The following is a 23254-nucleotide window of genomic DNA, read 5'->3' as shown; positions in this document are numbered from 1 at the left end:
TTCGATATGCGCACCGGACTCGCCAACATCAGCCACCTGCAAGCCCTGCCGCTGGCGCTGACCCTGCTGCTGTTCCTGGTCTTTCCCATCACGGTGATCGTGGTGGTGAGCTTCTGGGACTACGACTCCTACCAGTTGATCCCGGATTTCATCTTCGGCAACTACCAGTACCTGCTGTCATCGCCGACGACCTTGCAGGCCTACCTGAATACCTTCAAGTACGCCCTGGTGACCTGGCTGATCACCCTGACGCTGGGCTTTACCGTGGCCTACTACCTGGCCTTCCACATTCGCAGCAACAAGGTGCAAACCTTGCTGTTTCTGCTGTGCACCATCCCGTTCTTCACCTCCAACATCATCCGCATGATTTCCTGGATACCGCTGTTAGGGCGCAATGGTCTGGTCAACAGCAGCCTGATCGGTGCCGGGCTGATCGACCAGCCGCTGGAGTTTCTGCTGTACAGCGATTTCTCCATCGTTCTGGCCTATGTGCACCTGTACACCCTGTTCATGGTGGTGCCGATCTTCAACACCATGATGCGTATCGACCGCCGCCTGATCGAGGCTGCGCGGGACGCCGGCGCGCAGACCTGGCAGATCCTCCTGCTGGTGATCGTGCCGCTGTGCAAGTCGGGCATCCTCATCGGCAGCATTTTCGTACTGACCCTGGTGATGGGCGACTTCGTCACCGTGCGCATCATGGGCGGCGGCCTGCATGCCTCGGTCGGCGTGCTGATCCACAACGAGATCAGCTTGCTGCAGTACCCGGCGGCTGCGGCCAGTGCCGTGGTGCTGCTGGCCACGGTGCTGCTGATGCTGGTGGTGATGTTCCGCCTGGTGGATATCCGCAAGGAGCTATGACCATGAAATCCACGGCACGGCCGTTGAGCTTTTATTGCCTGAGTCTGTTCTTTGGCCTGTTCGTACTGTTTCTCTACGGGCCGACCCTGACCATCGGCATTCTCTCGTTCCAGGGGCCTGACGGCGGGCTGACCTTTCCCATGAACGGCGTGTCCCTGCATTGGTTTCACAACCTGTTCCAGGCCCAGCAGGTGGGCGATTTCGCTGGCGCCTTCAGCCGCTCGATTCTCCTCGGCATCGCGGTGATGGCCTGCACCCTGGTGTTCTCGGTGCTCGCCGGGTTCGCTTACCGGCGCCCGTTCGCTGGCAGTCAGGCACTGTTCTACCTGACGTTGGCGAGCCTGATCATTCCGTCGATTCTGGTCAGCCTGGGCATTGGCCTGATGTTCGATCGCCTCGGCTGGGAGCCGATCTGGTACAGCTCGGCCTTTGGCGCGCACCTGACCTGGACCCTGCCGTTCGGCCTGCTGATCATGTTCGCCGTGTTCAACCGCTTCAACCGCGCCTACGAAATGGCTGCCCGCGACCTCGGCGCGAGCGCCTGGCAAACGGTACGCCTGATCGTTCTACCGCTGATTGCCCCGAGCCTGTTCGGGGTGGCGCTGTTCGGCTTCACCCTGTCCTACGACGAGTTCGCCCGCACCCTGATGGTCTCCGGCAGCTTCAATAGCCTGCCTCTGGAAATCTTCGGCATGACCACCAACGTCACCACGCCGGTGCTCTATGCGCTGGGCACACTGACCACACTGTTTTCCCTGGCGCTGATTGGTCTGGTGCTGCTGTTGATGAGTTTTAGCCAGCGTATGAGAAAACCCGTATGAAAATTCGCGTGATCAACCCCAATGGCTCGGCGGGTATGGCCCATTTACTGGAGGCAACCTGTCAGGGCATCAAGGCCGCGGATACGCAGTTGAGCGTGATCCATCTGCCCGGCTCGGTGGCGAGTATCGAGGGCGCGGCCGATGGCGTGTACGCGGCCTATCACCTGCTGGGGGCGATGCGCCAAGCTCAGGAAGAAGGCGTGCAAGGCGTTGTGATCGCCTGTTTCGACGACACCGGCCTGGACGCCGCCCGAGAGTTGGCCAGTGGCCCGGTGCTGGGTATCGGCGAAGCGGCCATGCACGCGGCGAGCATGCTGAGCGTGCGCTACTCGATCCTCACCAGCCTGCCGCGCTCGATCCATATCATCGAGCGCAACATGCACAGCTATGGCCTGCAGCGGCGCTGCGCGAATATCCATGCGGCGGATATTCCGGTGCTGGAGCTGGAGCGTGACCCTGCCCATTACCTGCGCCTGCGCGATCTGGGCCGGCAGATTCTGCGCGATGACCGCAGCGAATGCCTAGTGATGGGCTGCGCTGGCATGAGCCAGTGGGCGCAGCGCCTCCAGGAGGATCTTGGCGTGCCGGTGGTCGATGGGGTGCAGGTGGCGCTGAAGTGGGTCGAGGCGCTGGTGCAGTTGCGCCTGGGCAGCAGCAAGAGCCTGAGCTATGCCTGGCCGCGCGAGAAGGTGGTGTAGCGGCTGTGCCGCTGGCACATTTTCTATCACCTCTAAAGCAGCCTAAGGAAGAACATGACTCCACATTATCCCCGCGACCTGCGCGGATACGCAGGCAACCCGCCTCAGGCAAAATGGCCGGGGAATGCGCGAATCGCCGTCCAGTTCGTGCTCAATATCGAGGAGGGCAGTGAAAGTTGTGTGCTGCATGGGGATCCGCAGAGCGAAACGTTTCTTTCCGAGATCGTCGGTGCGCAGAGCTTTGCCGATCGGCATATGAGCATGGAGTCGATGTACGAATACGGCTCCCGTGCCGGTGTGTGGCGCATCCTCGATGAATTCCAACGCCGCCAACTGCCGCTTACCGCCTTTGCCGTCGCCATGGCCCTGGAGCGTTGCCCGGACATCACCCAGGCGTTGGTCGCACGCAACCACGAAATCGCCAGTCACGGCTGGCGTTGGTTGCATTACCAGAACACTCCGGCCGATCTGGAGCGCGAACACCTCGAGCGCGCGGTCGAGCTGATTACCCGCCTTACCGGCGCCGCACCGCTCGGCTGGTATACCGGTAGAGACAGCCCCAACACGCGGCGCCTGGTGGTCGAGCATGGCGGCTTTCTCTACGACAGCGATTATTACGGCGACGACCTGCCGCTATGGAGCACCGTAGAAACTCGCGACGGTACCCGTCAGCCTCACTTGATCGTGCCTTATACGCTCGACGCCAATGACATGCGCTTCTCGAGCCCGGGCGGATTCAACAGTGGTGACCAGTTCTTCGCCTACCTGAGAGATACTTTCGACGTGCTCTACGCCGAGGGCGAAACGGCGCCGAAAATGATGTCGATCGGTCTGCACGCACGGCTGATCGGTCGCCCTGGGCGTTTCCGAGCATTGCAACGCTTCCTCGATCATATCGAAGCCCATGATCGTGTCTGGGTGGCGCGTCGAGTCGACATCGCCCGGCACTGGGTCGAGCATCATCCTTACCAAGCGTAGAAACGCACTGCTTCGCCAGGGCGGTTGGCTGGGTATTTCGAAAGACGCCTGCAGCAGATAGGAATCAGGGTATCGAGAGCTGCCGAGCCTGAGCGGATTGCTGAATCCATCGAAGATCATTAGCCTGCGCTTTTTGCCTGGGCCGGGTGGCCCTGACCAACACGACGGATGACGGCATGAGCGAGCAGGGCGACAACATCACGTATTACCTGGAAATGCACAGCCCCGAGCAGGTGCGTGGCAAGGCGTTGCCGGATGATTTGCAGATCGTCGAATGCCGGATCAAGCAGTTCCAGCTCAACCGCTTTCTCTACCAGTTGGTGGGCGGGCCTTGGGAGTGGACGGACAAGCTGTCCTGGTCGGACGCGCAGTGGCGCGAGCTGGTCGAGACTGACACTCATCGTACTTGGGTGGCCTACCACCAAGGCGCCATCGCCGGTTACTACGAGCTGCAGCGTGACGCCGAGGGCTCGGTGGAAATTCTCTATTTCGGTCTGGCCGAAGCGTTCTTCGGCCAGGGCTTCGGTGGCCCGCTGCTGACCCACGCGCTGCAGTCCGCTTGGGCCTGGTCGGGTACTCGGCGGGTCTGGGTACACACCTGCACCTTCGATCACCCCAGTGCTCTGGCCAACTATCAGGCACGCGGGCTACAGCTGTATCACCAGGAAGTCGAAGGCTGATCAGGCATTTCTGTAGTGACATCCTGAGTGCGCTGCTGTCGGAGATTAGGCGAGCCACGTCGCGGTCACCGAACGGAGTCTTACATGCCGATGCCTAGTTTGAAGTTCCTGCCACTCTGCCTGCTGGCGCTGCCGTTCATGGCGACAGCTCAGCAGCAGATCCAGCCCGGTCTCTGGGAGATCACCTCGAAGAACATGCAGCTGGGCGGCAAGGCCCTGCCGAGCAGCGACGTGATGCTGCAGCAGTTCAAGAACCTGCCCCAGGCGCAGCGCGAGATGATGGAGCGGGCGATGGCCCAGCAGGGTATCCAGTTGGGCGAAAAGGGCGTGCAGTACTGCATCAGCCAGGCGCAGATCGATGCCCAGAACATCCCCTTGCAGGATCCCAACTGCCGCCAGCAGATCACCTCGCGCGACAACGATCGCTGGGTGTTCAATTTCACCTGTCCGCAGGGTCAGGGGCAGGGTGAGGCGCATTTCCTCGACGACAAATCCTTCACCTCCAAGGTCAGCGGCGAATTCGACAGCGGTGCCGGTCGTCAGCAGGGCAGCATGGAGTCGGACGCCCGCTGGGTGTCGGCCGATTGCGGCGCGCTAAAGCCGCGTCAGCCTTAAAGTATTGGCGAGATCAGCCGCGCTACGCGCATGCCCAGTTGTTGAAGGCGATGCACCTCGCGGCGGTCGGCGCCGACCAGTTCGCGGGACTGGCTGAAATCGTTCTCGAGCATGCTTTCGACCTGTCGGGCGAACTCTGCGTCGACCGTCACCAGAGTGATCTCGAAGTTAAGGCGAAAGGAGCGGTTATCCAGGTTGGCGCTGCCCACTACGCCGATATCCTGATCGATCAGCACGACCTTCTGATGAAGGAAACCCGGCAGGTAGCGAAAGATCCTCACCCCGGCGCGCAGCGCTTCCAACGCGAACAGGCTGGACGCTGCATAGACGATGCGGTGATCCGGCCGCGACGGCAGCAGAATACGCACGTCCACGCCGCGCAGCACGGCCAGGCGCAGCGCGGCGAACAGCGCTTCGTCGGGAATGAAGTAGGGGCTGGTCAGCCAGATGCGTTCGCGGGCTGCGTTGAGCATTTCCACGAACAGCAGTGAGCAGGTTTCCTGGGCGTCCGCCGGGCCGCTGGTGATCACCTGGCAGAGCATGCCTTCGTCCGGATAGCGCTCGGGCAGCAGCAGCGGCGGCAGTTTACGTGTGGCCCAGAACCAGTCCTCGGCGAAGGATTCCTGCAGGCAAACCACGGCCGGGCCGTGCACTTCGACGTGGGTGTCACGCCATGGCGAGAGGCTCTGCTTCTCGCCGAGATACTCGTCGCCAACGTTATGGCCGCCCAGGAATCCCCGCTCGCCATCTACCACCACGATCTTGCGGTGGTTACGGAAGTTCAGCTGGAAGCGATTGAACAGGCTGCCGCCGGTGGGAAAGGCGTGCATGTATACACCGCCTTCGCGCAGCCGTTTGATATAGCGCCGCGGCAGGGCATGGCTGCCGACTGCATCAAAGAGAAAGTGCACCTGCACGCCGGCAGCTGCGCGTTCGAGCAATACTTCCTGCAGGCGGCGCCCAAGCTTGTCGTCGTGGACGATGAAGAACTGGATAAGGATCACCTGGCGCGCCTCGGCCAGCGCCTGGAAGATCGCCTCGAAGGTCGCCTTGCCATCGATCAGCAGGCTCACCTGATTGTTTGCCAGGCAGGGCATGCGACCCAGCCGCGGCAAGGCGCGTAGCTTCCCGTAGGCTTCCGACTCACCAGCGGCGATGGCTTCTGCAACCCACGGTCGCCAGTCAAGGGCGGCCATGGCCTGGTGCATCTGTTTGTCCACCTGGCGGCGGGCTTCGATGTAGGCGTAAAAACGGCTACGCCCGAAGACCACGTAGGGCAGTAGCGTCAGGTAGGGCATGAAGAACAGCGACAACGCCCAGGCGATGGCGCCCTGAGCGGTACGTACGGTAAGGATCGCGTGCACGGCAGCTATCGCCCCGAGGCCATGAATCGCCGCGATCAGATAACCGAAGAAATGCTGTATGCCGAATTCCATTGCCGTTCGCTTATTGGCTGCTGTGCCAGCATAGACCACGCTATCGACACGACGTCACCGATAGAAATCAGCGTTTCACGTGAAGCCCGGGTGATTCATGCCGCCCGGTAGCCGGCGCTTCGGGATATCTGGGCCGCGCTGGTCAAAAGGGTTTCACGCAGGGTCTGGCGATTGGCTTCGTCGTCCATCACGGCATCCGGCCCGGACAGGTTGATGGCGGCGACGATATGCCCGCTGTGATCACGTACCGGAGCGGCGATGGCGGTGGAGTAGTCCGAGCGATGCAGGACGAAGCCACGGGCGCGATCCTCGTCGCTCATGCGCAGCAGCTCTGGCAACGTCTTCGGTGCGGGGGCCGGGTAGCCGTCCAGGCGTACGTGTGCGTAGAGCCCCGCCAGAGCGTTTTCATCCAGCTCGCTGAGCAGTACGCGGCCCAGGGCGGTGACGTGGCACGGCAGGCGTGTGCCGATCGGCACGTTGACCGACAGTCGCTGGGCGGCGAAGGCACGGTACAGATAGACCACCTCGGTGTGTTCGCGGATGCCCAGATGGCAGGACATCGAGGTACGGTCGCGAAGGGTGTTGAGGTGCGGCATGGCGATATCCACCAGGTCGCGACTGGCCAGGTAGGCGAAGCCGTCGCACAGCACCTGGGGGCCAAGTTCGTAGTTGTTGGTGCCTAGCTTGTTCAGGTAACCCATGTCGGTGAGGGTGACCAGAATGCGGTAGATGGCCGAGACGCTGACGCCCAGGCGTTCGGCGATGAGGTTGCTGCTCAGGCTGCGCTCGCTGGCATTGAACATCTGCAGGATGCCAAGCCCGCGTTGCAGCGCGGGGACGCGGTAGTCGGTCAGCTCTTCTTTATCGGCGGCCATGGGCGAATCTCTTTCATGGATGGCTCCCGCGTTCCGGCGTGGGAGTATCAGGTGCGTCACAGGGTCAGCAGCGGACGCGGAGCGTCCTTGGCAGGCGTTCCCACGCGGGAGCGTGGGAACGATCATCGGCCTTATTGCAGCGCTTCGATCCCCGCCGGCTTGCCACCGAACTCGTCCATGGCGTCCAGCAAGGCGCCCCACAGGTAGTGGGCGGAGGCGCGGTCGCAGAGAATGTGGAAGATCGGCAGGGCTTCCGTGCCGGCATTGACCACGATGGCATTGAGGCGCGCGATCGAGGTCTGTGCCACCGCGCCGATCGGAAAGGCGTCGGCGCGCAGGTCTACGCCGCAGACCTTGGCCAGCAGTTCCGGCAGGTGCGCACCGGTCAGTGCCAGCCAGGCGTGGCTATCCTGACGGGGCAGCAGATAGCAGGCCTGTTCGCTGTGCGTCCACGCCTGCTCTTCGGCGGCGATACGGGCGCCGCCATCGGTCAGGCTACCAAGCAGGAAGTACTCGGTCTGCGACAGCCGCAGCACCGCCTCGTCACCGTCCTGCACACGCGCCCGGTTGGGCATGTCCGGTAACTGATAGCCCCTGCCTTGCAGGTAGCTGGCGCTGTCGGCGCCACGGAAACCGACCCGTGGCAGGTTGCTCAGGTCGATCAGCGCGCAGCGTTGCAGTTGTTCGGTTTCGTCACCGCTGCCGTGGCGGGCAACGAAGAGCCGTTCACCGATCTGGGTCAGCTCGGCTTGGCCGTACAGGCTGTAGATAGGGCTGCGTTCGGCACAGCCCTGGATATTCAGGCTCATGGTCACAGCTCCTGACGCTTGGTTTGTGGATCGAAGAACGGCAGTTTCACCACGCTGGCCTGCACCACCTCGCCGCCTTCCACGCGAATTGGAATCTGCATGCCCGGCTCGGCCTGATCGGCGCCCGCGTAGGCCATGCCGATGATTGCGCCGACGGTTTCCGAGTACTCGCAGGACGTCACGTTGCCGCTGATATCCGGGCCCTTGAGCACCAGATGGCCTTCCAGCGGTTTGGCACTGCCCCTGGGCAGGGTGAAGCCCACCAGTTTGCGCTTGAGGGGCTGCGCTTCGAGGATCTCGATGGTGCGTTTGCCGACGAAGAACGGCTTCTTGCGGCCGATGGCCCAGCCCATGTCGATCTCCGCAGGGTGGGTCATGCCATCGGTGTCCTGGCTGATGATCACGTGGCCTTTTTCCAGGCGTAGCAGGCGCTGGGTTTCCACGCCGAACGGGCGGATACCCTCGGCCTTGCCGGCCTCCATCAGCGCATCCCAGAGGTGCTCGCCGAAGCGCGCCGGCACGTGGATCTCGTAACCCAGCTCGCCGACGAAACCGACCCGCAGCAGCCGCGCCGGTACCCCGGCAACGCTGCCTTCACGCACGCCGAGATAGGGGAAGCCCTCAGCGCCAAGGTCGACATCGCTGCAGACCTTTTCCAGTACCTGGCGCGACAGCGGCCCGGCCAGGTTGACCGCGGCGAAGGCGGCACTGACGTTGGCGATGTCGACGTTCAGGCGCCACTGCGCATTCCACTTGAGCATGCTGCGGTAGACGCGATCCACGCCGCTGGTGGTTGCCGATACGTAGAAGTGCTGCTCGGCCAGGCGGCAGGCCACCCCGTCATCGATCACCACGCCATCCTCGGCGGTCATCAGCGCGTAGCGGGTACGGCCGACGGCGAGCTTCTTGAAGCCGAAGGTATACATGCGTTCCAGCAGCTCGGCGGCATCCGGCCCGCGGATGTCGAGGCCGCCCAGGGTGGACACGTCGATCAGGCCGACCTTCTCACGCACATGGCGGGCCTCGGCCTGCATGCAGGCTTCACGATCTTCAGCCTTGCCGTAGAACGCCGGGCGCTGCCAGACGCCCGCGGGCATCAACCTTGCGCCGAGCTCGACATGGCGGCGGTGCATGGCGGTCTGGCGATAGGGGTCGAAGCCGCGGCCGGCGATGTGCGCGAGCTTCTCTGCCGAGAAGGGCGGGCGGGCCGTGGTCACGCCGGTTTCGCTGACGCTACGACCGGTGGCATCGGCGACCAGGCGCGCCGTGGGCAGCGCCGAGTGGCGCCCCTGGGACGGTCCCATGCCGACGGTGGAGAAGCGCTTGACCAGTTGCACGTCGCGGTAGCCGTGACGGGTGGCGTTGACGATATCGCGGATCTGCAGGTCTTCGTCGAAGTCGACGAACTCCTTGCCCTGGGGGTGGGCGAAGATCGGCCAGGGGAAGTTGACCCGGCTGTCGTCCTTGTCCGCGCCGTCTACCGGAGCGCCGCCCAGATCGAGGTCGACGAGGGCTTCGCTGGCGGCGCGCTGACCGTCGGCGATTACCCGTTGCAGGTCGTGGCGGCCGTTCACCGAGCCGGCTACGCGGAGAATCTTCGGCAGATTATGGATCGAGAACGCCGCATGTTCGTCGGCGTAACGCAGGCTGCCGCCCGCCTGGCAGAGCAACTGGTAGACCGGCATGTAACCGGCGGACATGCACAGCAGGTCGCAATCGATCCGCGTGCTGGCCTCGGCCACCTTGCCTTGAGCGCTGATACGCCTGACGTCGACAGCGCTGATGTGGCGCGCGTGCTTGTCGGCGAGCGCTTCATACACGGTGTGGCCGGCGTGACAGGGAATGCCCTTGGCCTGCACCGCAGTGACCAGGCCGGGGGTGTCGATACGCTCGCGCATGTCGACCACCGCGGCGACCTCCACACCCGCATCAAACAGGTCGAGGGCGGCCAGGTAGCCGTCATCGTTGCCGGTCAGTACCACCGCGCGTTTGCCCGGTTTCACCGCGTACAGGCGCATCAGGCGCTGGGCGGCGCTGGTCAGCATCACGCCCGGCAGGTCGTTGTTGCGGAAAATCACCGGCTGGTCGAAGGAGCCGCTGGCGATGATGCACTGCCTGGCGCGCACCTTGTACAGGCGGTTGCCCTGGATCACCGGCAGGTAGTTATCGGCGAACCAGGCGTTGCACAGGGCTTGGTCGAGCACGCGGATATTGGCATGGCCCTTCACCGCACTGACCAGTTCTTCACGCAGGCCCATGGCGGCGTTGGCGTCGAGGCCGAAGCGGGCGTAGGTCAGCGAGCCGCCGAGTACCGGGTTCTGTTCGATCAGCAGTACCTTGGCGCCACCGTTGGCCGCGTGCAGGGCGGCGGACAGGCCCGCGGGCCCGGAGCCGATCACTGCCAGGTCGCAGAACAGGTAGGCCTTGTCGTGATAGGTCGGCTCGAACTTGAGGTCGAGCACGCCGAGGCCAGCCTTCTTGCGGATCAGCGGTTCCCAGCGCTTCCACATGCCCTTGGGCTTGTAGAAGGCGCGGTAGTAGAAACCGACCGGCATGAACTTGGAGAACTTGCCGAGAATCGCGTCGCGGTCCTTCTCCAGGCTGCCATTGACGTTCTGTGGGGTGACGCTGATACCGGCAGCGATCGGGTGGTCGTCCGCCAGCACGTTGGGCTCGTCCGGTAGTTGCACCAGGGTATTGGCGTCCTGGCCGGCCATGGTCAGCGGGCCCCGTGGGCGGTGGTACTTGAACGAGCGTGACAGCAGCCAACGACCATCGCCAGCCAGAGCGCTGGCCACGGTGTCGCCGGCAAAGCCCTGGCACGAGCGGCCGTCGAAGCTGAAGGTCAGTGGTCTGTTGCGGTCGATCAACAACCCCATGGGGGCGGGCAGGCGGTTCATTGGGCGGCCTCCGGTGCGGCGAAATCGACACGCTGGTCGAACAGTTCACGAGGGTCGAAGGTACGCAGGATCTCGTCGCTGCCGGTGTGGCGCTCGGCCAGGAACCAGTAGCTCGACGGCGTGTGCATCCACCATTCGGTGACCACACCGAGCAGGTTCTCGCTGTTGAACACGTAGTCGGCCCATTGCGCGACGCTGCAGGTCGTCGGGTTGGGCATGTGCTTGAGTTCGCCGCCGTAGGTGAATTCGCTGATGTTGCGCGGCCCGTTGAGCGGGCAAGTCATGATCTTCATTGGCTGTAACCCGTCAGTGGCTGGCCGCCGTGGCGCCCATTTCGTTGACCTGCTGGAAGCGGCTGAAGCGATCCAGGCCGAACGGCGCGATCAGCTCCGGAACCTTGCCGCCGCTGGCGACCAGCTCGGCCATGGTCTTGCCGCAGATCGGCGTGGCCTTGAAGCCCCAGGTTCCCCAGCCAGCATCGAGGTAGTAGCCGTCGATGGGCGACAGACCCATGATCGGGCTGTAGTCCGGGGTCATGTCGGTGATGCCGCCCCACTGGCGCATCAGCTTGGCGTTGGCCATAAAGGGGAACATCTCGACTGCCGAGGCCAGCAGGCTTTCCTTGAGATCCAGGGTCGAACGGCTGTTGTACAGCGGGTAGGGGTCGGAACCTCCGCCAAAGACAATCTCGCCACGGCTGGTTTGCTGCACGTAGCAATGCAGGGCCGAGGAGCTCACCAGCGGATCGAGGAATGGCTTGAACGGCTGCGTGACCATCGCCTGCAGCGGATAGGTGTGGATAGGCGCCTTGATATTCAGCTTGTTCATCAGCAGCGAGCTGGTACCGGCCACCGCCTGCACCACGCAGCCGCACTGAATGGTGCCGCGGTTGGTCTTCACCGCGCGAATGCGCCCGCCCTCGACGACGAAGTCCTGTACCTCGGTGAGCTGGTGAATTTCCACCCCACGCTTGGCTGCGCCCTTGGCGTAGCCCCAGGCCACGGCGTCGTGGCGCGCGGTGCCGCCGTCGATGTGCCAGAGGCCGGCGAGCACCGGAATATGGCCGGGATCCAGATTCAGGCTCGGCACCAGCTTGCGGATCTGCTGGCGATCGATCATCTCGGTACGCCCGCCGAAGTGCTTGTTCACTTCGGCGCGCTGGCGGAACGCCCGCACGCTGGCGTCGGTGTGGGCCAGCGTGAGCTGGCCACGGCCGGAGTACATGATGTTGAAGTCGAACTCGTTGGAGAGGTTCTCGAACATCCGTACCGATTCGATATAGAACTTCACGCCCTCGCTGGTCAGGTAGTTGGAGCGGATCACCGCGGTGTTGCGTGCGGTGTTGCCACCCCCCAGGTAGCCTTTCTCCAGCACCGCGATGTTGCTGATGCCGTGGTACCGCGACAGGTAATAGGCGGTGGCCAGGCCATGCCCGCCGGCGCCGATGATGACCACGTCGTAGGAGGACTTGAGCTCCTTCGGTGCGGGCAGGTCGACCTCGACGGGATACTCCGACGACAGGCCGTATTTGAGCAGCGAGAAAGGCATCAGCGAGCCTCCTGAATGGCCTGGCCGGTCTGCTGACGGGCGGCGAGGACGGTGTTGTGCATCAACATGGCGATGGTCATGGGGCCGACTCCACCGGGTACCGGGGTGATGGCCGCGGCCACGGGCTGCACGGCAGCGAAATCCACATCCCCGACCAGGCGGCTTCTGCCGTCTTCCTCGATGCGGTTGATGCCGACGTCGATCACCACGGCACCGGGCTTTATCCAGCTGGCGCCGATCATTCTCGGGCGGCCGACGGCGGCGATCACGATGTCCGCCTGGCTGCACAGCTTCTGCGGCTCGATGCTGCGCGAGTGCACCACGCTGACGCTGCAGTTGGCCGCCAGCAGCAGCGCGGCCATTGGCTTGCCGACGATGTTCGAGCGGCCGACCACCACGGCGTGTTTGCCGGAAAGATCGCCCAGGGTGTCACGCAGCAGGCGCATGCAGCCGGCTGGCGTGCAGGGTGTCAGCACCGGTCGGCCCTGGTTGAGGCCGCCAACGTTCTCGCTATGGAAGCCATCGACATCCTTACTGGGGTCAATGGCTTGCAGCACGCGTACTTCGTCGATGTGTGTGGGCAGTGGCAACTGCACCAGGATGCCGTGCACGGCCGGGTCGGCATTCAGCGCGCCGACCACGTCCAGGACCTCGGCGGCACTGGCTTCGGCCGGCAGGCGATATTCGAGCGAGCGAATGCCGACTTCACCGGCGCGCAGCACCTTGTTGCGCACGTAGACGTGGCTGGCAGGATCGTCACCGACCAGCACCACGGCCAGCGCCGGCTCGACGCCCTGAGCGTGCAACTGCTCGACCTCTGCCCGTACGTCGGCGAGTACGCGGGCGGCCGCGGCCTTGCCGTCGATCAACGGGCTCATCGGAAGATCACCGTGCGGTCGCCATTGAGGAACACGCGGTGCTCGATGTGATATTTCACCGCTCGCGACAGCGCCACCGTTTCCGTATCGCGGCCAATGGCGACCAGATCGTCAGGCCTCAGGGCGTGATCCACGCGCTGCACTTCCTGCTCGATGATCGGGCCCTCGTCGAGATCCGAGGTGACGTAGTGGGCGGTGGCGCCGATCAGCTTCACGCCGCGCTCGAACGCCTGGTGGTAAGGCTTGGCACCCTTGAAGCCGGGCAGGAAGGAGTGATGGATGTTGATCGCCCGGCCAGCCAGCTGCTTGCACAGGTTGTTGGAAAGAATCTGCATGTAGCGCGCCAGCACCACCAGGTCGGTGCCGGTTTCATCGACGATCTTCATCAGCTCGGCTTCCTGCCCGGTCTTGGTGTCCTTGGTCACCGGCAGGTAGATGAAGCGGATGCCCTCGCGCTCGGCCATGGGGCGCAGGTCGAGGTGGTTGGAGACGATGGCGGTGATCTCCATGTTCAACTCGCCCTTCTGATGGCGATAGAGCAGGTCCGCCAGGCAATGGTCGAACTTGCTGACCATCAACAGTACGCGCGTGGGCTTGCTGGTGCTGTACAGGCCCCAGGTCATCTCGAAGGCGCTGGCCACCGCGGCAAAGCCTTCCTCGATCTTCGCCAGGTCATCGGTCACGCCGGTGTTGAAACGGAATACCGCGCGCATGAAGAAGGTGCTGCTGACCTCGTCGTCGAATTGCGACATCTCGCTGATGTAGCACTGATGCTCGGCAAGAAAGGACGCCACCGCGGCGACGATGCCCGACGTGGCCGGGCAACTGATCTTGATCACGTACTGATTCTGGGCGTGCTGCATGTCGGATCCTCTGAAGGGTCGGCGGCAGGGAATTCTTCATGGGTAAATGCGTGGTTCGTCTATAAAAATATTTTCTTGTGACGAATCTAATTTTCTTGATGGTGATTTTTATAAGCGAATGTTTTGTTCGTGTCCATGCCTGTGGAGAATTTATTTATCCCCACAGGAATTTATAGGATGTGGTCACGAGGATAATGGCGAGGACGTCATCGCTGTTCCCGGCGCCAGTCCGCAGCCAGGTCGCGGGTTCGTCTCTGAGGCGAGAAAACGGAAGGGGTATGGCGCCATCAGCCAACCAGCTCTGTTCGACCTGGAGGGCGCGCTGGAAGAAGGGCGTTGAGTGCGACGTGCGAAAGCGGCCGGTCGCGATCTCGTGGGAGGGGCCGGGCGGCGATCCGCTTTAGCCGCGAGCTCTTTACGCCTAGCTAGGCAAAATCGAGGCTAAAGCCTCTCCCACAAAAGCCCTGCTCACCGTCCGCTTCCGCCTGATGATGGCTCCCACGCTCCAGCGTGGGAGCCCAATCCAGGGCGCTCTGCGCCCGCAAGGCCTCGACATCGGACGCAAAGCGTCCCTGCAGGCATTCCCACGCGGAGCGTGAGGAACGATCAGATCGAACCCCGCAGCAGATGGCCGCTTGCGCCTTATAGCCGCCGAATGAACTCGGCCTTCACTCCTTGCCGTAGTTCATGATCGACAGCAGGCGGATCGGAACCTGCACCAGCTGTTCCGGGCCGTGGGGGACTTCAGCGTCGAAGGTCAGGCTGTCGCCGGCCTGCATGGCGTAGAGTTGGTTGCCGTGGCGATAGACCAGTTCACCTTCGAGCAGGTGCAGGAACTCGGTACCTGGGTGAGAGAAGGTCGGAAACTCCTCGCTGGCATCGTCCATGCTGACCATATAGGCCTCGAAGCTCTTCTTCGGCCCGCGGGTATGGTTCAGCAGATGGTAGGTGTGACCCTTCTCGGTACCGCGGCGCACCACTTCCAGGCCTTCTTCGGACTTCACCAGCAGTGCACCGCTACCTTGCTGATCGTATTGGCTGAACAGCTTGGACATCGGCATGCCCAGCACATCGCACAGTCGGCTCAGGGTATCGAGGCTGGTGGATACCTGGGCGTTCTCGATCTTGCTGAGCATGCCCTGGCTGATGCCGGCGATGCGCGCGACTTCGGCGATCTTCAGTTCCTGAGCCTGGCGCTGACGGCGAATCTGCATGCCCAGGTATTGCTCTAGTTTCAGGCGGGGTGGGATATCTGTCGGTTTGCTCATGCGAGGCCATTTTCTAATTATGAATAATAAATTCGCACCAGGAATGATCAGGCTGCTTCGCAACGGTGCACGCCGGGCGGTGTGAGATTCCTGCTATGAAAGCATTTTTCCTCTGCGGATAGAAGAAAACCCGCGCGGCAGCTGGCTCGCATGCGTTGTGCTGAAAATTGGCAAGTTGATTGCATTCTTATTGGGAAAGTTAATTTCCTAATCGGAATAATCATCGAGTCGACAGGAGGCACATGATGTTGCCAAGCGAAACCCAGCGGGTCATCGAGAAACACGCGATCAAGTATGTGCTTGCCCAGTTCGTGGATATCCATGGCTCGGCCAAGACCAAGTCGGTGCCGGTGTCGGGCCTCGAAGCGGTGGCGGAAGCTGGGGCAGGGTTCGCTGGCTTCGCCATCTGCGGCATGGGTATGGAGCCCCATGGGCCGGACTTCATGGCCAAAGGCGATCTGTCGACCTTGATTCCCGTGCCGTGGCAGCCGGGTTACGGCCGGGTGGTGTGCATCGGGCACGTCGATGGCGAGCCTTGGCCGTACGACAGCCGTTATGTCTTGCAGCAGCAGGTGGAGCGTCTCAAGGCGCGCGGCTGGACGCTCAATACCGGCCTGGAACCCGAGTTCAACCTGATGCGCCGTGACGCCAACGGCACCCTGCAGCTGGTCGACGCCAGCGATAACCTCGACAAGCCGTGCTACGACTACAAAGGCTTGTCGCGCTCTCGCGAGTTTCTGGAAAAGCTGACGGAAGCGCTGCAGCCGGTCGGCTTCGACATCTATCAGATCGATCACGAAGACGCCAACGGCCAGTTCGAGATCAATTACACCTACAGCGACGCCATGGAGTCGGCTGACCGCTTCACCTTCTTCCGCATGGCGGCCGGCGAAATCGCCAACGATCTGGGCATGATCTGCTCGTTCATGCCCAAGCCGGATCCGAAGCGTGCTGGCAACGGCATGCACTTCCACCTGTCCATCGCCAGTGCCGAGAGCAAGAACCTGTTCTTCGATGCCAGCGACAAGAACGGCATGGGTCTGTCGAAACTCGCGTATCACTTCGCCGCTGGCTTGCTGGCTCACGGGCCGGCGCTTTGCGCCTTCGCCGCGCCGACGGTGAATTCCTACAAACGCCTGGTGGTCGGCAACTCGCTGTCCGGGGCCACCTGGGCTCCGGCCTTCATCGCCTTTGGTGCCAACAATCGCTCGGCGATGGTGCGTGTGCCCTACGGCCGCCTGGAGTTCCGCCTGCCGGACGCCGGCTGCAATCCGTACCTGGTCAGCGCCGCGATCATCGCCGCTGGGCTGGACGGTATCGACCGGCAACTGATGCCCGATCAGATCTGCAACGAAAACCTCTACGCACTGGGCCTCGAAGCGATTGCCGCGAAAGGCATCAAGACCCTGCCGCAGTCGCTCAAGGAAGCCTGCGACGCGCTGGAAGCCGACCCGCTGTTTGCCGAAGTCATGGGCAAGGAGATCGTCGGTGAGTTCATCAAGCTCAAGCGCATGGAGTGGGTGGAATACAGTCGCCACGTCTCCGACTGGGAGATCAAGCGCTACACCGAATTCTTCTGATCCGACCTTCTCTTCAACCGTTTCCGGCGCCCGCCCGTGGGTAGGGCGCCTTCTGCCCAGGAGTTTTTAGCTATGTGTGGAATCGTGGGGCTTTACCTGAAAAATCCGCAGCTGGAATCGCAGCTCGGCAAGCTGTTCGAACCGATGCTCGAGGCCATGACCGACCGCGGCCCGGACAGCGCCGGCTTCGCTATTTATGGCGATGAAGTGGCCGATGGCTGGGTCAAGCTGACCCTGCAGGCGACCAGCGAAGGGTATGACTTCAAGGCACTGGTTGCCGCGCTGCAGGACAAGCTCGGTGCCGAGCTGGACTGGTTCCAGAACGCCAGCGCCATGGTTCTGAAAATCAAGGCCGAAGAGCCCGTGGTACGTGCCGCACTGGTCGAACTGGCGCCGGGCGTGCGCATCATGAGTGCCGGGCAGAGCATCGAAATTCTCAAGGGCATGGGCTTGCCCAGAGAGATTTCCGCGCGCTTCGGCCTGGCCTCGATGAAGGGCAGCCACATCATCGGCCACACCCGCATGGCTACCGAAAGTGCCGTGACCATGGAGGGCAGCCACCCGTTCTCGACCGGTGCCGACCTGTGTCTGGTGCACAACGGCTCGCTGTCCAACCACTTCCGTCTGCGTCAGGAACTGCGCCGCGAAGGTATCCACTTCGAGACCGAGAACGACACCGAGGTCGCTGCCGGTTACCTGGCCTGGCGTCTGCAGCAGGGCGACTCCCTGAAACAGGCGCTGGACAACTCACTGGAGGCCCTCGACGGCTTCTTCACCTTCGCCATCGGCACCCGCAACGGCTTTGCGGTGATCCGCGACCCGATCGCCTGCAAGCCGGCGATCCTCGCCGAGACCGATGACTACGTCGCCATGGCCTCCGAATACCAGGCGCTGTCCAGCCTGCCGGGTATCGACAAGGCCAAGGTCTGGGAGCCCGTTCCCGCCACCCTGTACATCTGGGAACGCAAGAAGGAGCACGCAGCATGAAAACTATCGACCTTTCCAGCGCCAGCGTGCGTGACCTCAATCAGGCGCTGCATGACCAGGTCAAGGCGGTCAGCGATCGCGAGTGGCTGGTAACCCACCCCAACGGCGCCCACAACCTCGCGGTTGGCGTCAACGAAGCCATCTCCATCGATATTCAGGGGCATGCCGGCTACTACTGCGCGGGCATGAACCAGAAGGCCTCGGTCACCGTGCACGGCAACGTCGGCGTGGGCTGCGCCGAGAACATGATGAGCGGCTACGTGCGGGTCAAGGGCAGCGCCTCCCAGGCTGCTGGTGCCACCGCTCATGGCGGCCTGCTGGTGATAGAGGGCGATGCCGGCGCACGGTGCGGCATTTCCATGAAGGGCATCGACATCGTGGTCGGCGGCAGCATTGGCCACATGAGCTGCTTCATGGGCCAGGCCGGGCGCTTGGTCGTATGTGGTGATGCTGGCGATGCGCTGGGCGATTCGTTGTACGAGACCAGGATTTTCGTCAAAGGCAGCGTGGAATCGCTGGGCTCCGACTGCATCGAGAAAGAGATGCGCCCGGAGCATCTGGAAGAGCTGCAGGTGCTGCTCAATCGCGCCGGTTTCAAGGAGAACGCCGCCGATTTCAAACGCTACGGCTCGGCTCGCCAGCTGTACAACTTCAAAGTCGATAACGCCAGCGCGTACTGATTCAGGAGCATCATCATGAGTGACAAACAACCTCCCGTTCTGCGCGAGTCGGCCACCTTCGATCGCCTGACCATCCAGGAAATCCAGCGCGCCGCCGAGACCGGTATCTATGACATCCGCGGTGGTGGCACCAAGCGCAAGCTGCCGCACTTCGACGACCTGCTGCTGCTCGGCGCCAGCGTGTCGCGTTATCCCCTTGAAGGCTACCGCGAGAAATGCGGTACCGACGTCATTCTCGGCAACCGTTTCGCCAAGAAGCCCTTGCACCTGAAGATCCCGGTAACCATCGCCGGCATGAGCTTCGGCGCGCTGTCGGCCAATGCCAAGGAAGCCCTGGGCCGTGGCGCCAGTATCGCCGGTACCAGCACCACCACCGGCGACGGTGGCATGACGCCTGAAGAGCGCGGTCAGTCCCAGCATCTGGTCTATCAGTACCTGCCGTCACGCTACGGCATGAACCCCGACGACCTGCGCAAGGCCGACGCCATCGAGATCGTCCTCGGCCAGGGGGCCAAGCCTGGCGGCGGTGGCATGCTGCTGGGCATGAAAGTCACCGAGCGAGTCGCCGGCATGCGTACCCTGCCGATTGGCGTGGATCAGCGCAGCGCCTGTCGCCACCCGGACTGGACAGGGCCGGACGACCTGGCGATCAAGATCGCTGAACTGCGCGAAATCACCGACTGGGAAAAACCCATCTACGTGAAGATTGGCGCCAGCCGCCCGTATTACGACGTCAAGCTGGCGGTGAAGGCTGGTGCTGACGTGATTGTCCTCGACGGCATGCAGGGGGGCACCGCAGCGACTCAGGAAGTGTTCATCGAGCACGTTGGTATCCCGATTCTGCCGGCCATTCCGCAAGCCGTGCAGGCACTGCAGGAGATGGGCATGCACCGCAAGGTTCAGCTGATCGTCTCCGGCGGCATCCGCAACGGTGCCGACGTGGCCAAGGCCATGGCGCTGGGCGCCGATGCCGTGGCCATCGGGACGGCCGCACTGATCGCCCTGGGTGACAACCACCCGCGTCTGGACGAGGAGCTGAAGAAGATCGGTTCAGCCGCCGGTTTCTACGACGATTGGCAGAATGGTCGCGATCCGGCCGGTATCACCACCCAAGACCCGGAGCTGTCCAAACGCCTCGACCCGGTCGAAGGTGGTCGCCGCTTGGCAAACTACTTGCGTGTACTGGTGCTGGAAGCGCAGACCATGGCCCGTGCCTGCGGCAAGTCGCACCTGCATAATCTCGATCCTGAGGATCTGGTGGCGCTGACCGTGGAATCTGCAGCCATGGCACGGGTACCGCTGGCCGGCACCAACTGGGTGCCTGGGCAGGGTTACTGATCACACCCATCAGCCGGCTTTTCTCAAGCAGAGAAGCCGGCTTTTGTGCACCTGAAGGAGTTCAAATGACTGCATCCTGGGCTTGGATGACACTGCTCGCCGCCGGCATCTGCGAAGTGATGTACGCCTCCGCCATTCCTCGTACGCAGGGCTTCACGCGGCTTTGGCCGAGCCTTTACTGCATCTTCTTCATCGCCCTGAGCATGTACCTGCTGGCGCTTGCGGCCCGCTACTTGCCGATGGGCACCGCCTATGCCGTATGGGTCGGCATCGGTGCGGTCGGCACGGCGATCTACGGCATCGTCTACCTCAACGAACCCGCCACGCTGGCGCGACTCGTTTGCCTGGTGCTGATCATCTGTGGGGTGGCTGGCCTGAAGCTGTTCAGCCCGGTGAGCTGAAGGCAGGCCTGGCTAATCGCAACGGCTGCAGTTTCTGCTGTAAGGCATGCCGTTCCTGGCATGCGTCAGCCTTTGTCTGCGACCAATGATCAGACCTCACACATTCTTCTGATGCACTGTTTCACCCTGTCGGCCACCGAATGCCTGGTTGACGCTGAGGCGCTTGGGCGGCCGCCATAGCCCTGCGGCTGGTCAGGCAGATGCCGTCATCGAGAGGAGGTTCGTTGTGTGAAGGCGATGCGCCGCCAAGCTGCTCGCTGCGGATAACTCGCGAGCGGTGGCTTCGAAAGAGTGGAGGGGCTGGGGGATGACCGGCGGCGGTTGCCGCCGGTCGAAGGGTTATTTCAGCTTGTCGAGTTCTTCATCAGGCAGCGCGTAGCTGTGCTTCTCGTGAATGATCGTCGCGATCAGGGCGTAGAGGCTGACGGCAGCCACCAGAAAACTGATGAAGATCAGGATGGCGGGCTTGTCGGCGAAGGTGAATACAGCGCTGGCACCTTCGTAGGTGGTGATACTCATGGCGATACTCCTTGAGATGAGCCGGCCGCCCTCGCGGCCGGCCAGGGGTCATTTGGCCGGGGCGGCAGTCAGAGGCGGCTGTGCGGAGTTGCCACCCACCGTGGTGCTCTGCCCGTACATGCTGCTCCACTCCGGATAGGCTTGGGCCGGCACTTCGGTCAGGTCGAGGCCACGCTCTTCGGCATGCGCCGGAACGCGCAGGATGCCGGCCTTCTTGAGGGCGTAGGAGATGCCGTAGCCGGGGAAGAAGCCCAGCGCTGCCATCACCAGTGCGCCGCCGAGCTGGCCGAAGAAGCTGATCTCCGGCATGCCGTTAACGTTCGGGTAACCGGCCAGGAAGATGCCGCTGATCAGCAGGCCGGCGAAACCGCCGAAGCCATGCACGGCGAACGCGCCGACGGCATCGTCCAGCTTGAACTTGAGCAGCAGGTTGTTGACCAGCGGTGCCAGGGCCGAAACGCCCATGCCGATCAGGTAGGCCAGCCCGGGGTGGTAGAGATCCAGGCCGGGTGCTACCGAGATGATGCCGACCAGGCCACCGGACATCATCCAGTAGGGTTCGCGGGTGGTCAGGTAGGCGCCGATCAGGCCGCCAGCGAAGCCCATCAGGGTGTTGAAGGAGAAGGCGGAGAGGTTGGTCGGCTGGCCGTAGATATTGATCCACTGAGCGCCCGAGTTGTAGATGATGCAGCCGCCGAGGAAACCGAAGAAGCCGACGATGATCAGCATCAGGCCGACCACACTCATCGGCATGCTATGGCCGACGATGGCATTGGCGCTGCCATCCGGGTTGAAGCGGCCGATGCGTGCACCGAGGTTGATCAGCACGCCGAGGGCGAAGAAGCCGGCGATCATGTGCACCACACCCGCTGCGCCGACGTCATGGTAGCCCCATTTGACGGTCAGCCAGCCTTCCGGGTGCCAGCCCCAGGCCGCTGCCAGCAGCCAGAGAAAGCCGCCGAGCACGATGGTCATGATGATGAATGCGCTCATCCGCGCACGCTCGATGATCGCCCCGGAGAGAATCGAACCCGTGGTGGCGGCGAACAGTGCGAATGCACCCCAGAAAATGCCGGTGGCGTTGTCCTGGATGTTCGGGCCCATGGATTGGCTCCACGGCATGCCGGCCATCAGGGCGTCCATGCGCGGTACCAGGCCATCGGGGAAGGCGTTATAGACCGCCCAGCCGAGCAGGAACACGCTGGGTACGATGAAGCCGAACGCGAGGATGTTCTTCACACCCGCCGCCAGGGCGTTCTTCAGGCGCGAGGCGCCGATCTCATAAGACAGAAAACCTGCGTGGATGCAGATCATCAACGCGGTACACCACCAATAGAACATCTCCATGTTCAGGGTGTTGGTCATTTCGATCAGAGCTTGCAGCTCTTCGAGCGTAGGCGGGGTCTTCTGTTCTTCCATCACTGAATCCTCGAAAGCGGTTTATTGGAATAAGTGGTGCGCAGGCAGGTCGAGTCGAAAGTTTTATTTTTGATAAACAAAGTTTCTTTTTGGGAAAGCAATGAGTGTGCCATCAGTAATGGCTATAACTGGGGTGATCGGTGGCGTTAGCGCCTTTTTCTGCACTTTTTCAGTTCGTTTTCATGGTTTGTTGCCTGAAGTTGGTTCGCCAGAGCGCTCCTTTTGCAACATGCCTTGAATCTGTTGCACCGATTCCTGTGTGCGTCGCGCCAGATTGCGCACTTCATCGGCGACCACGGCGAAGCCGCGGCCCTGATCGCCAGCCCGCGCCGCTTCGATGGCGGCATTCAGTGCTAGCAGATTGGTCTGCTCGGCAATGCTGCGAATCCCCCCGGCGACCTGAGCAATCTGCGTGTAGGTGGCCTGGATGTTGGCCTGTTCGCGCTGGTGCAGTGTGGCGGCGGTCTTCTCGTCGCTGATCTCGCGCACGGCGCCGGTGACATACAGCAGGTGGCCCTGGGCATCGCGCAGGCAGCGGCCGCGTTCTCGGTACCACACCTCGCCACGGCTCTTGTGGCGCATGCGGTATTCGACGGCATAGAAGCCATCACCGCCGGTGTCGACCATCGAGGCATTGAAGGCCTGCATGACCTGTTTCAGGTCATCGGCGTTGACCACCTTGAAATAGCTGTCCCAGCCATCGGGAAATTCCTGGGCGCTGTAGCCGATCAGCTCGCGGAACTGCTCGACCAACGAATCAGGTTCTGCGGATGGTCGGGGTCGCCAGCCACCACGTTCATCGCCCAGCTGCCTTCGGTGAGGGTACGTTTGGTCAGCTCCCAGACCTGGCGTTCTTCGTCCCAATGGGCGCGCTCGGCTTCCAGCTCGTGCAGGCGCCGCTGGCTGTCGTCACGGGCGTGGAGGAGTTCGCCGATCTGCGCCCGGGCCTCGGCGAGGTCCCTCCTTGAGTGCAGCGTACTCGTCTGCACTGCAGGGCGGCGGCGCCTGGCATTCGGCCTGCTGGCGGATGCGCTGCAACTCGTCCCAGTCGCTTTGAAGCCGTTGCAGGCTGCTGAGCAGCCGGGCATCGCGCTGCAGAT

Annotated in this window: 23 protein-coding genes and 2 pseudogenes; 11 read left to right on the top strand and 14 right to left on the bottom strand. The window is 62.7% G+C overall.

All coding sequences use genetic code 11. The features are described from left to right. Nucleotides 1-27: 27 nt before the first annotated feature. From K5Q02_RS04090 to K5Q02_RS04065, 6 genes are all read left to right on the top strand, one after another. Nucleotides 28-861, top strand: a complete 834-nt coding sequence (locus K5Q02_RS04090; RefSeq protein ID WP_442963989.1) for an ABC transporter permease — start codon at nucleotides 28-30, stop codon at nucleotides 859-861. 2 nt (nucleotides 862-863) lie between these two features. Further along, nucleotides 864-1682 carry an ABC transporter permease gene (locus K5Q02_RS04085; protein ID WP_225836632.1) on the top strand — a complete coding sequence of 273 codons (819 nt, stop codon included), beginning with the start codon at nucleotides 864-866 and terminating at the stop codon, nucleotides 1680-1682. Then, a complete protein-coding gene (locus tag K5Q02_RS04080) occupies nucleotides 1679-2380 on the top strand; it encodes an aspartate/glutamate racemase family protein (RefSeq protein WP_225836631.1) in 702 nt (233 codons plus the stop codon). The genes K5Q02_RS04085 and K5Q02_RS04080 overlap by 4 nt, the downstream gene beginning before the upstream one ends. 54 nt (nucleotides 2381-2434) lie before the next feature. Continuing rightward, nucleotides 2435-3358, top strand: a complete 924-nt coding sequence (gene puuE, locus K5Q02_RS04075) for an allantoinase PuuE (RefSeq protein ID WP_042553488.1) — start codon at nucleotides 2435-2437, stop codon at nucleotides 3356-3358. 176 nt (nucleotides 3359-3534) lie between these two features. Further along, on the top strand, nucleotides 3535-4038 hold the full coding sequence (locus K5Q02_RS04070) for a GNAT family N-acetyltransferase (protein WP_225836629.1): 504 nt from the start codon (nucleotides 3535-3537) through the stop codon (nucleotides 4036-4038). 84 nt (nucleotides 4039-4122) lie between these two features. Next, nucleotides 4123-4653, top strand: coding sequence for a DUF3617 domain-containing protein (locus K5Q02_RS04065; RefSeq protein ID WP_225836626.1), 531 nt, complete (start codon nucleotides 4123-4125; stop codon nucleotides 4651-4653). On the opposite strand, the gene cls is transcribed toward K5Q02_RS04065, so the two are convergent. From cls to K5Q02_RS04020, 9 genes are all read right to left on the bottom strand, one after another. Further along, the gene (gene cls, locus K5Q02_RS04060; protein ID WP_225836624.1) at nucleotides 4650-6089 is read right to left on the bottom strand and encodes a cardiolipin synthase; all 1440 of its coding nucleotides are present in this window, start codon (nucleotides 6087-6089) and stop codon (nucleotides 4650-4652) included. The genes K5Q02_RS04065 and cls overlap by 4 nt on opposite strands. A gap of 95 nt (nucleotides 6090-6184) precedes the next feature. Beyond that, nucleotides 6185-6964: an IclR family transcriptional regulator gene (locus K5Q02_RS04055; RefSeq protein WP_225836622.1), complete on the bottom strand. Its 780-nt coding sequence runs from the start codon at nucleotides 6962-6964 to the stop codon at nucleotides 6185-6187. A gap of 131 nt (nucleotides 6965-7095) precedes the next feature. Further along, the gene (locus tag K5Q02_RS04050) at nucleotides 7096-7707 is read right to left on the bottom strand and encodes a sarcosine oxidase subunit gamma (RefSeq protein WP_442963988.1); all 612 of its coding nucleotides are present in this window, start codon (nucleotides 7705-7707) and stop codon (nucleotides 7096-7098) included. A 68-nt stretch (nucleotides 7708-7775) separates the two neighbouring features. Next, entirely contained in the window at nucleotides 7776-10673 is a 2898-nt protein-coding gene (locus K5Q02_RS04045) for a 2Fe-2S iron-sulfur cluster-binding protein (protein ID WP_225836618.1), read from the bottom strand. Beyond that, nucleotides 10670-10966, bottom strand: a complete 297-nt coding sequence (locus K5Q02_RS04040) for a sarcosine oxidase subunit delta (RefSeq protein WP_225836616.1) — start codon at nucleotides 10964-10966, stop codon at nucleotides 10670-10672. Before K5Q02_RS04040 ends, K5Q02_RS04045 begins: the two co-directional genes overlap by 4 nt. 13 nt (nucleotides 10967-10979) lie before the next feature. Further along, nucleotides 10980-12221, bottom strand: a complete 1242-nt coding sequence (locus tag K5Q02_RS04035) for an FAD-dependent oxidoreductase (protein WP_225836614.1) — start codon at nucleotides 12219-12221, stop codon at nucleotides 10980-10982. Continuing rightward, the gene (gene folD / locus K5Q02_RS04030) at nucleotides 12221-13099 is read right to left on the bottom strand and encodes a bifunctional methylenetetrahydrofolate dehydrogenase/methenyltetrahydrofolate cyclohydrolase FolD (RefSeq protein WP_225836612.1); all 879 of its coding nucleotides are present in this window, start codon (nucleotides 13097-13099) and stop codon (nucleotides 12221-12223) included. Before folD ends, K5Q02_RS04035 begins: the two co-directional genes overlap by 1 nt. After that, entirely contained in the window at nucleotides 13096-13962 is an 867-nt protein-coding gene (purU, locus tag K5Q02_RS04025; RefSeq protein WP_225836610.1) for a formyltetrahydrofolate deformylase, read from the bottom strand. The genes folD and purU overlap by 4 nt, the downstream gene beginning before the upstream one ends. 668 nt (nucleotides 13963-14630) lie before the next feature. Next, nucleotides 14631-15230 carry a helix-turn-helix domain-containing protein gene (locus tag K5Q02_RS04020; RefSeq protein WP_225836608.1) on the bottom strand — a complete coding sequence of 200 codons (600 nt, stop codon included), beginning with the start codon at nucleotides 15228-15230 and terminating at the stop codon, nucleotides 14631-14633. A gap of 245 nt (nucleotides 15231-15475) precedes the next feature. Between K5Q02_RS04020 and glnT the strand changes: the two genes are divergently transcribed. The 5 genes from glnT to K5Q02_RS03995 all read left to right on the top strand — a co-directional run bounded on the left by glnT (nucleotide 15476) and on the right by K5Q02_RS03995 (nucleotide 20216). After that, nucleotides 15476-16810 (top strand): type III glutamate--ammonia ligase, encoded by a 1335-nt coding sequence (glnT, locus tag K5Q02_RS04015; protein ID WP_225839565.1) that lies wholly within the window; start codon nucleotides 15476-15478, stop codon nucleotides 16808-16810. Between the two features lie 72 nt (nucleotides 16811-16882). Continuing rightward, nucleotides 16883-17797 (top strand): class II glutamine amidotransferase, encoded by a 915-nt coding sequence (locus K5Q02_RS04010; protein WP_225836606.1) that lies wholly within the window; start codon nucleotides 16883-16885, stop codon nucleotides 17795-17797. After that, on the top strand, nucleotides 17794-18477 hold the full coding sequence (locus tag K5Q02_RS04005) for a protein glxC (protein ID WP_225836604.1): 684 nt from the start codon (nucleotides 17794-17796) through the stop codon (nucleotides 18475-18477). Before K5Q02_RS04010 ends, K5Q02_RS04005 begins: the two co-directional genes overlap by 4 nt. A 15-nt stretch (nucleotides 18478-18492) precedes the next feature. Further along, nucleotides 18493-19815 carry an FMN-binding glutamate synthase family protein gene (locus K5Q02_RS04000; protein ID WP_225836602.1) on the top strand — a complete coding sequence of 441 codons (1323 nt, stop codon included), beginning with the start codon at nucleotides 18493-18495 and terminating at the stop codon, nucleotides 19813-19815. Between the two features lie 65 nt (nucleotides 19816-19880). Then, the gene (locus tag K5Q02_RS03995) at nucleotides 19881-20216 is read left to right on the top strand and encodes a DMT family transporter (protein ID WP_225836600.1); all 336 of its coding nucleotides are present in this window, start codon (nucleotides 19881-19883) and stop codon (nucleotides 20214-20216) included. A 339-nt stretch (nucleotides 20217-20555) separates the two neighbouring features. On the opposite strand, the gene K5Q02_RS03990 is transcribed toward K5Q02_RS03995, so the two are convergent. From K5Q02_RS03990 to K5Q02_RS03975, 5 genes and pseudogenes are all read right to left on the bottom strand, one after another. Continuing rightward, nucleotides 20556-20735, bottom strand: coding sequence for a hypothetical protein (locus K5Q02_RS03990; RefSeq protein ID WP_042553459.1), 180 nt, complete (start codon nucleotides 20733-20735; stop codon nucleotides 20556-20558). 48 nt (nucleotides 20736-20783) lie between these two features. Then, nucleotides 20784-22154: an ammonium transporter gene (locus K5Q02_RS03985; RefSeq protein ID WP_225836598.1), complete on the bottom strand. Its 1371-nt coding sequence runs from the start codon at nucleotides 22152-22154 to the stop codon at nucleotides 20784-20786. A gap of 252 nt (nucleotides 22155-22406) precedes the next feature. Continuing rightward, a pseudogene (locus K5Q02_RS24505) lies at nucleotides 22407-22556 on the bottom strand (methyl-accepting chemotaxis protein); the annotation flags it as partial. Nucleotides 22557-22670: 114 nt separating this feature from the next. Next, nucleotides 22671-22907, bottom strand: a pseudogene (locus K5Q02_RS24500) (PAS domain-containing protein); the annotation flags it as partial. Continuing rightward, nucleotides 22883-23143: a hypothetical protein gene (locus tag K5Q02_RS03975; RefSeq protein WP_225836596.1), complete on the bottom strand. Its 261-nt coding sequence runs from the start codon at nucleotides 23141-23143 to the stop codon at nucleotides 22883-22885. The gene K5Q02_RS03975 and the pseudogene K5Q02_RS24500, both read right to left, overlap by 25 nt. Nucleotides 23144-23254 lie beyond the last annotated feature (111 nt).

The sequence above is a fragment of the Pseudomonas sp. MM211 genome, from assembly GCF_020386635.1.
In the GTDB taxonomy this organism is placed as follows: domain Bacteria; phylum Pseudomonadota; class Gammaproteobacteria; order Pseudomonadales; family Pseudomonadaceae; genus Aquipseudomonas.
This window is presented reverse-complemented; position numbering and strand designations above follow the sequence as displayed.

Bases quoted from the DNA above. Each gene is read 5' to 3' on its own strand.
- K5Q02_RS04070 (WP_225836629.1), top strand. From the start codon at position 3,535: ATGAGCGAGCAGGGCGACAACATCACGTATTACCTGGAAATGCACAGC.
- purU (WP_225836610.1), bottom strand. From the start codon at position 13,962: ATGCAGCACGCCCAGAATCAGTACGTGATCAAGATCAGTTGCCCGGCC.
- K5Q02_RS04000 (WP_225836602.1), top strand. From the start codon at position 18,493: ATGAGTGACAAACAACCTCCCGTTCTGCGCGAGTCGGCCACCTTCGAT.
- K5Q02_RS04040 (WP_225836616.1), bottom strand. From the start codon at position 10,966: ATGAAGATCATGACTTGCCCGCTCAACGGGCCGCGCAACATCAGCGAA.
- glnT (WP_225839565.1), top strand. From the start codon at position 15,476: ATGTTGCCAAGCGAAACCCAGCGGGTCATCGAGAAACACGCGATCAAG.
- K5Q02_RS04020 (WP_225836608.1), bottom strand. From the start codon at position 15,230: ATGAGCAAACCGACAGATATCCCACCCCGCCTGAAACTAGAGCAATAC.
- K5Q02_RS04035 (WP_225836614.1), bottom strand. From the start codon at position 12,221: ATGCCTTTCTCGCTGCTCAAATACGGCCTGTCGTCGGAGTATCCCGTC.
- K5Q02_RS03985 (WP_225836598.1), bottom strand. From the start codon at position 22,154: ATGGAAGAACAGAAGACCCCGCCTACGCTCGAAGAGCTGCAAGCTCTG.
- folD (WP_225836612.1), bottom strand. From the start codon at position 13,099: ATGAGCCCGTTGATCGACGGCAAGGCCGCGGCCGCCCGCGTACTCGCC.
- K5Q02_RS04065 (WP_225836626.1), top strand. From the start codon at position 4,123: ATGCCGATGCCTAGTTTGAAGTTCCTGCCACTCTGCCTGCTGGCGCTG.
- cls (WP_225836624.1), bottom strand. From the start codon at position 6,089: ATGGAATTCGGCATACAGCATTTCTTCGGTTATCTGATCGCGGCGATT.
- K5Q02_RS04010 (WP_225836606.1), top strand. From the start codon at position 16,883: ATGTGTGGAATCGTGGGGCTTTACCTGAAAAATCCGCAGCTGGAATCG.
- K5Q02_RS04045 (WP_225836618.1), bottom strand. From the start codon at position 10,673: ATGAACCGCCTGCCCGCCCCCATGGGGTTGTTGATCGACCGCAACAGA.
- K5Q02_RS04055 (WP_225836622.1), bottom strand. From the start codon at position 6,964: ATGGCCGCCGATAAAGAAGAGCTGACCGACTACCGCGTCCCCGCGCTG.
- K5Q02_RS03995 (WP_225836600.1), top strand. From the start codon at position 19,881: ATGACTGCATCCTGGGCTTGGATGACACTGCTCGCCGCCGGCATCTGC.
- K5Q02_RS04085 (WP_225836632.1), top strand. From the start codon at position 864: ATGAAATCCACGGCACGGCCGTTGAGCTTTTATTGCCTGAGTCTGTTC.
- K5Q02_RS04080 (WP_225836631.1), top strand. From the start codon at position 1,679: ATGAAAATTCGCGTGATCAACCCCAATGGCTCGGCGGGTATGGCCCAT.
- K5Q02_RS03990 (WP_042553459.1), bottom strand. From the start codon at position 20,735: ATGAGTATCACCACCTACGAAGGTGCCAGCGCTGTATTCACCTTCGCC.
- K5Q02_RS04005 (WP_225836604.1), top strand. From the start codon at position 17,794: ATGAAAACTATCGACCTTTCCAGCGCCAGCGTGCGTGACCTCAATCAG.
- puuE (WP_042553488.1), top strand. From the start codon at position 2,435: ATGACTCCACATTATCCCCGCGACCTGCGCGGATACGCAGGCAACCCG.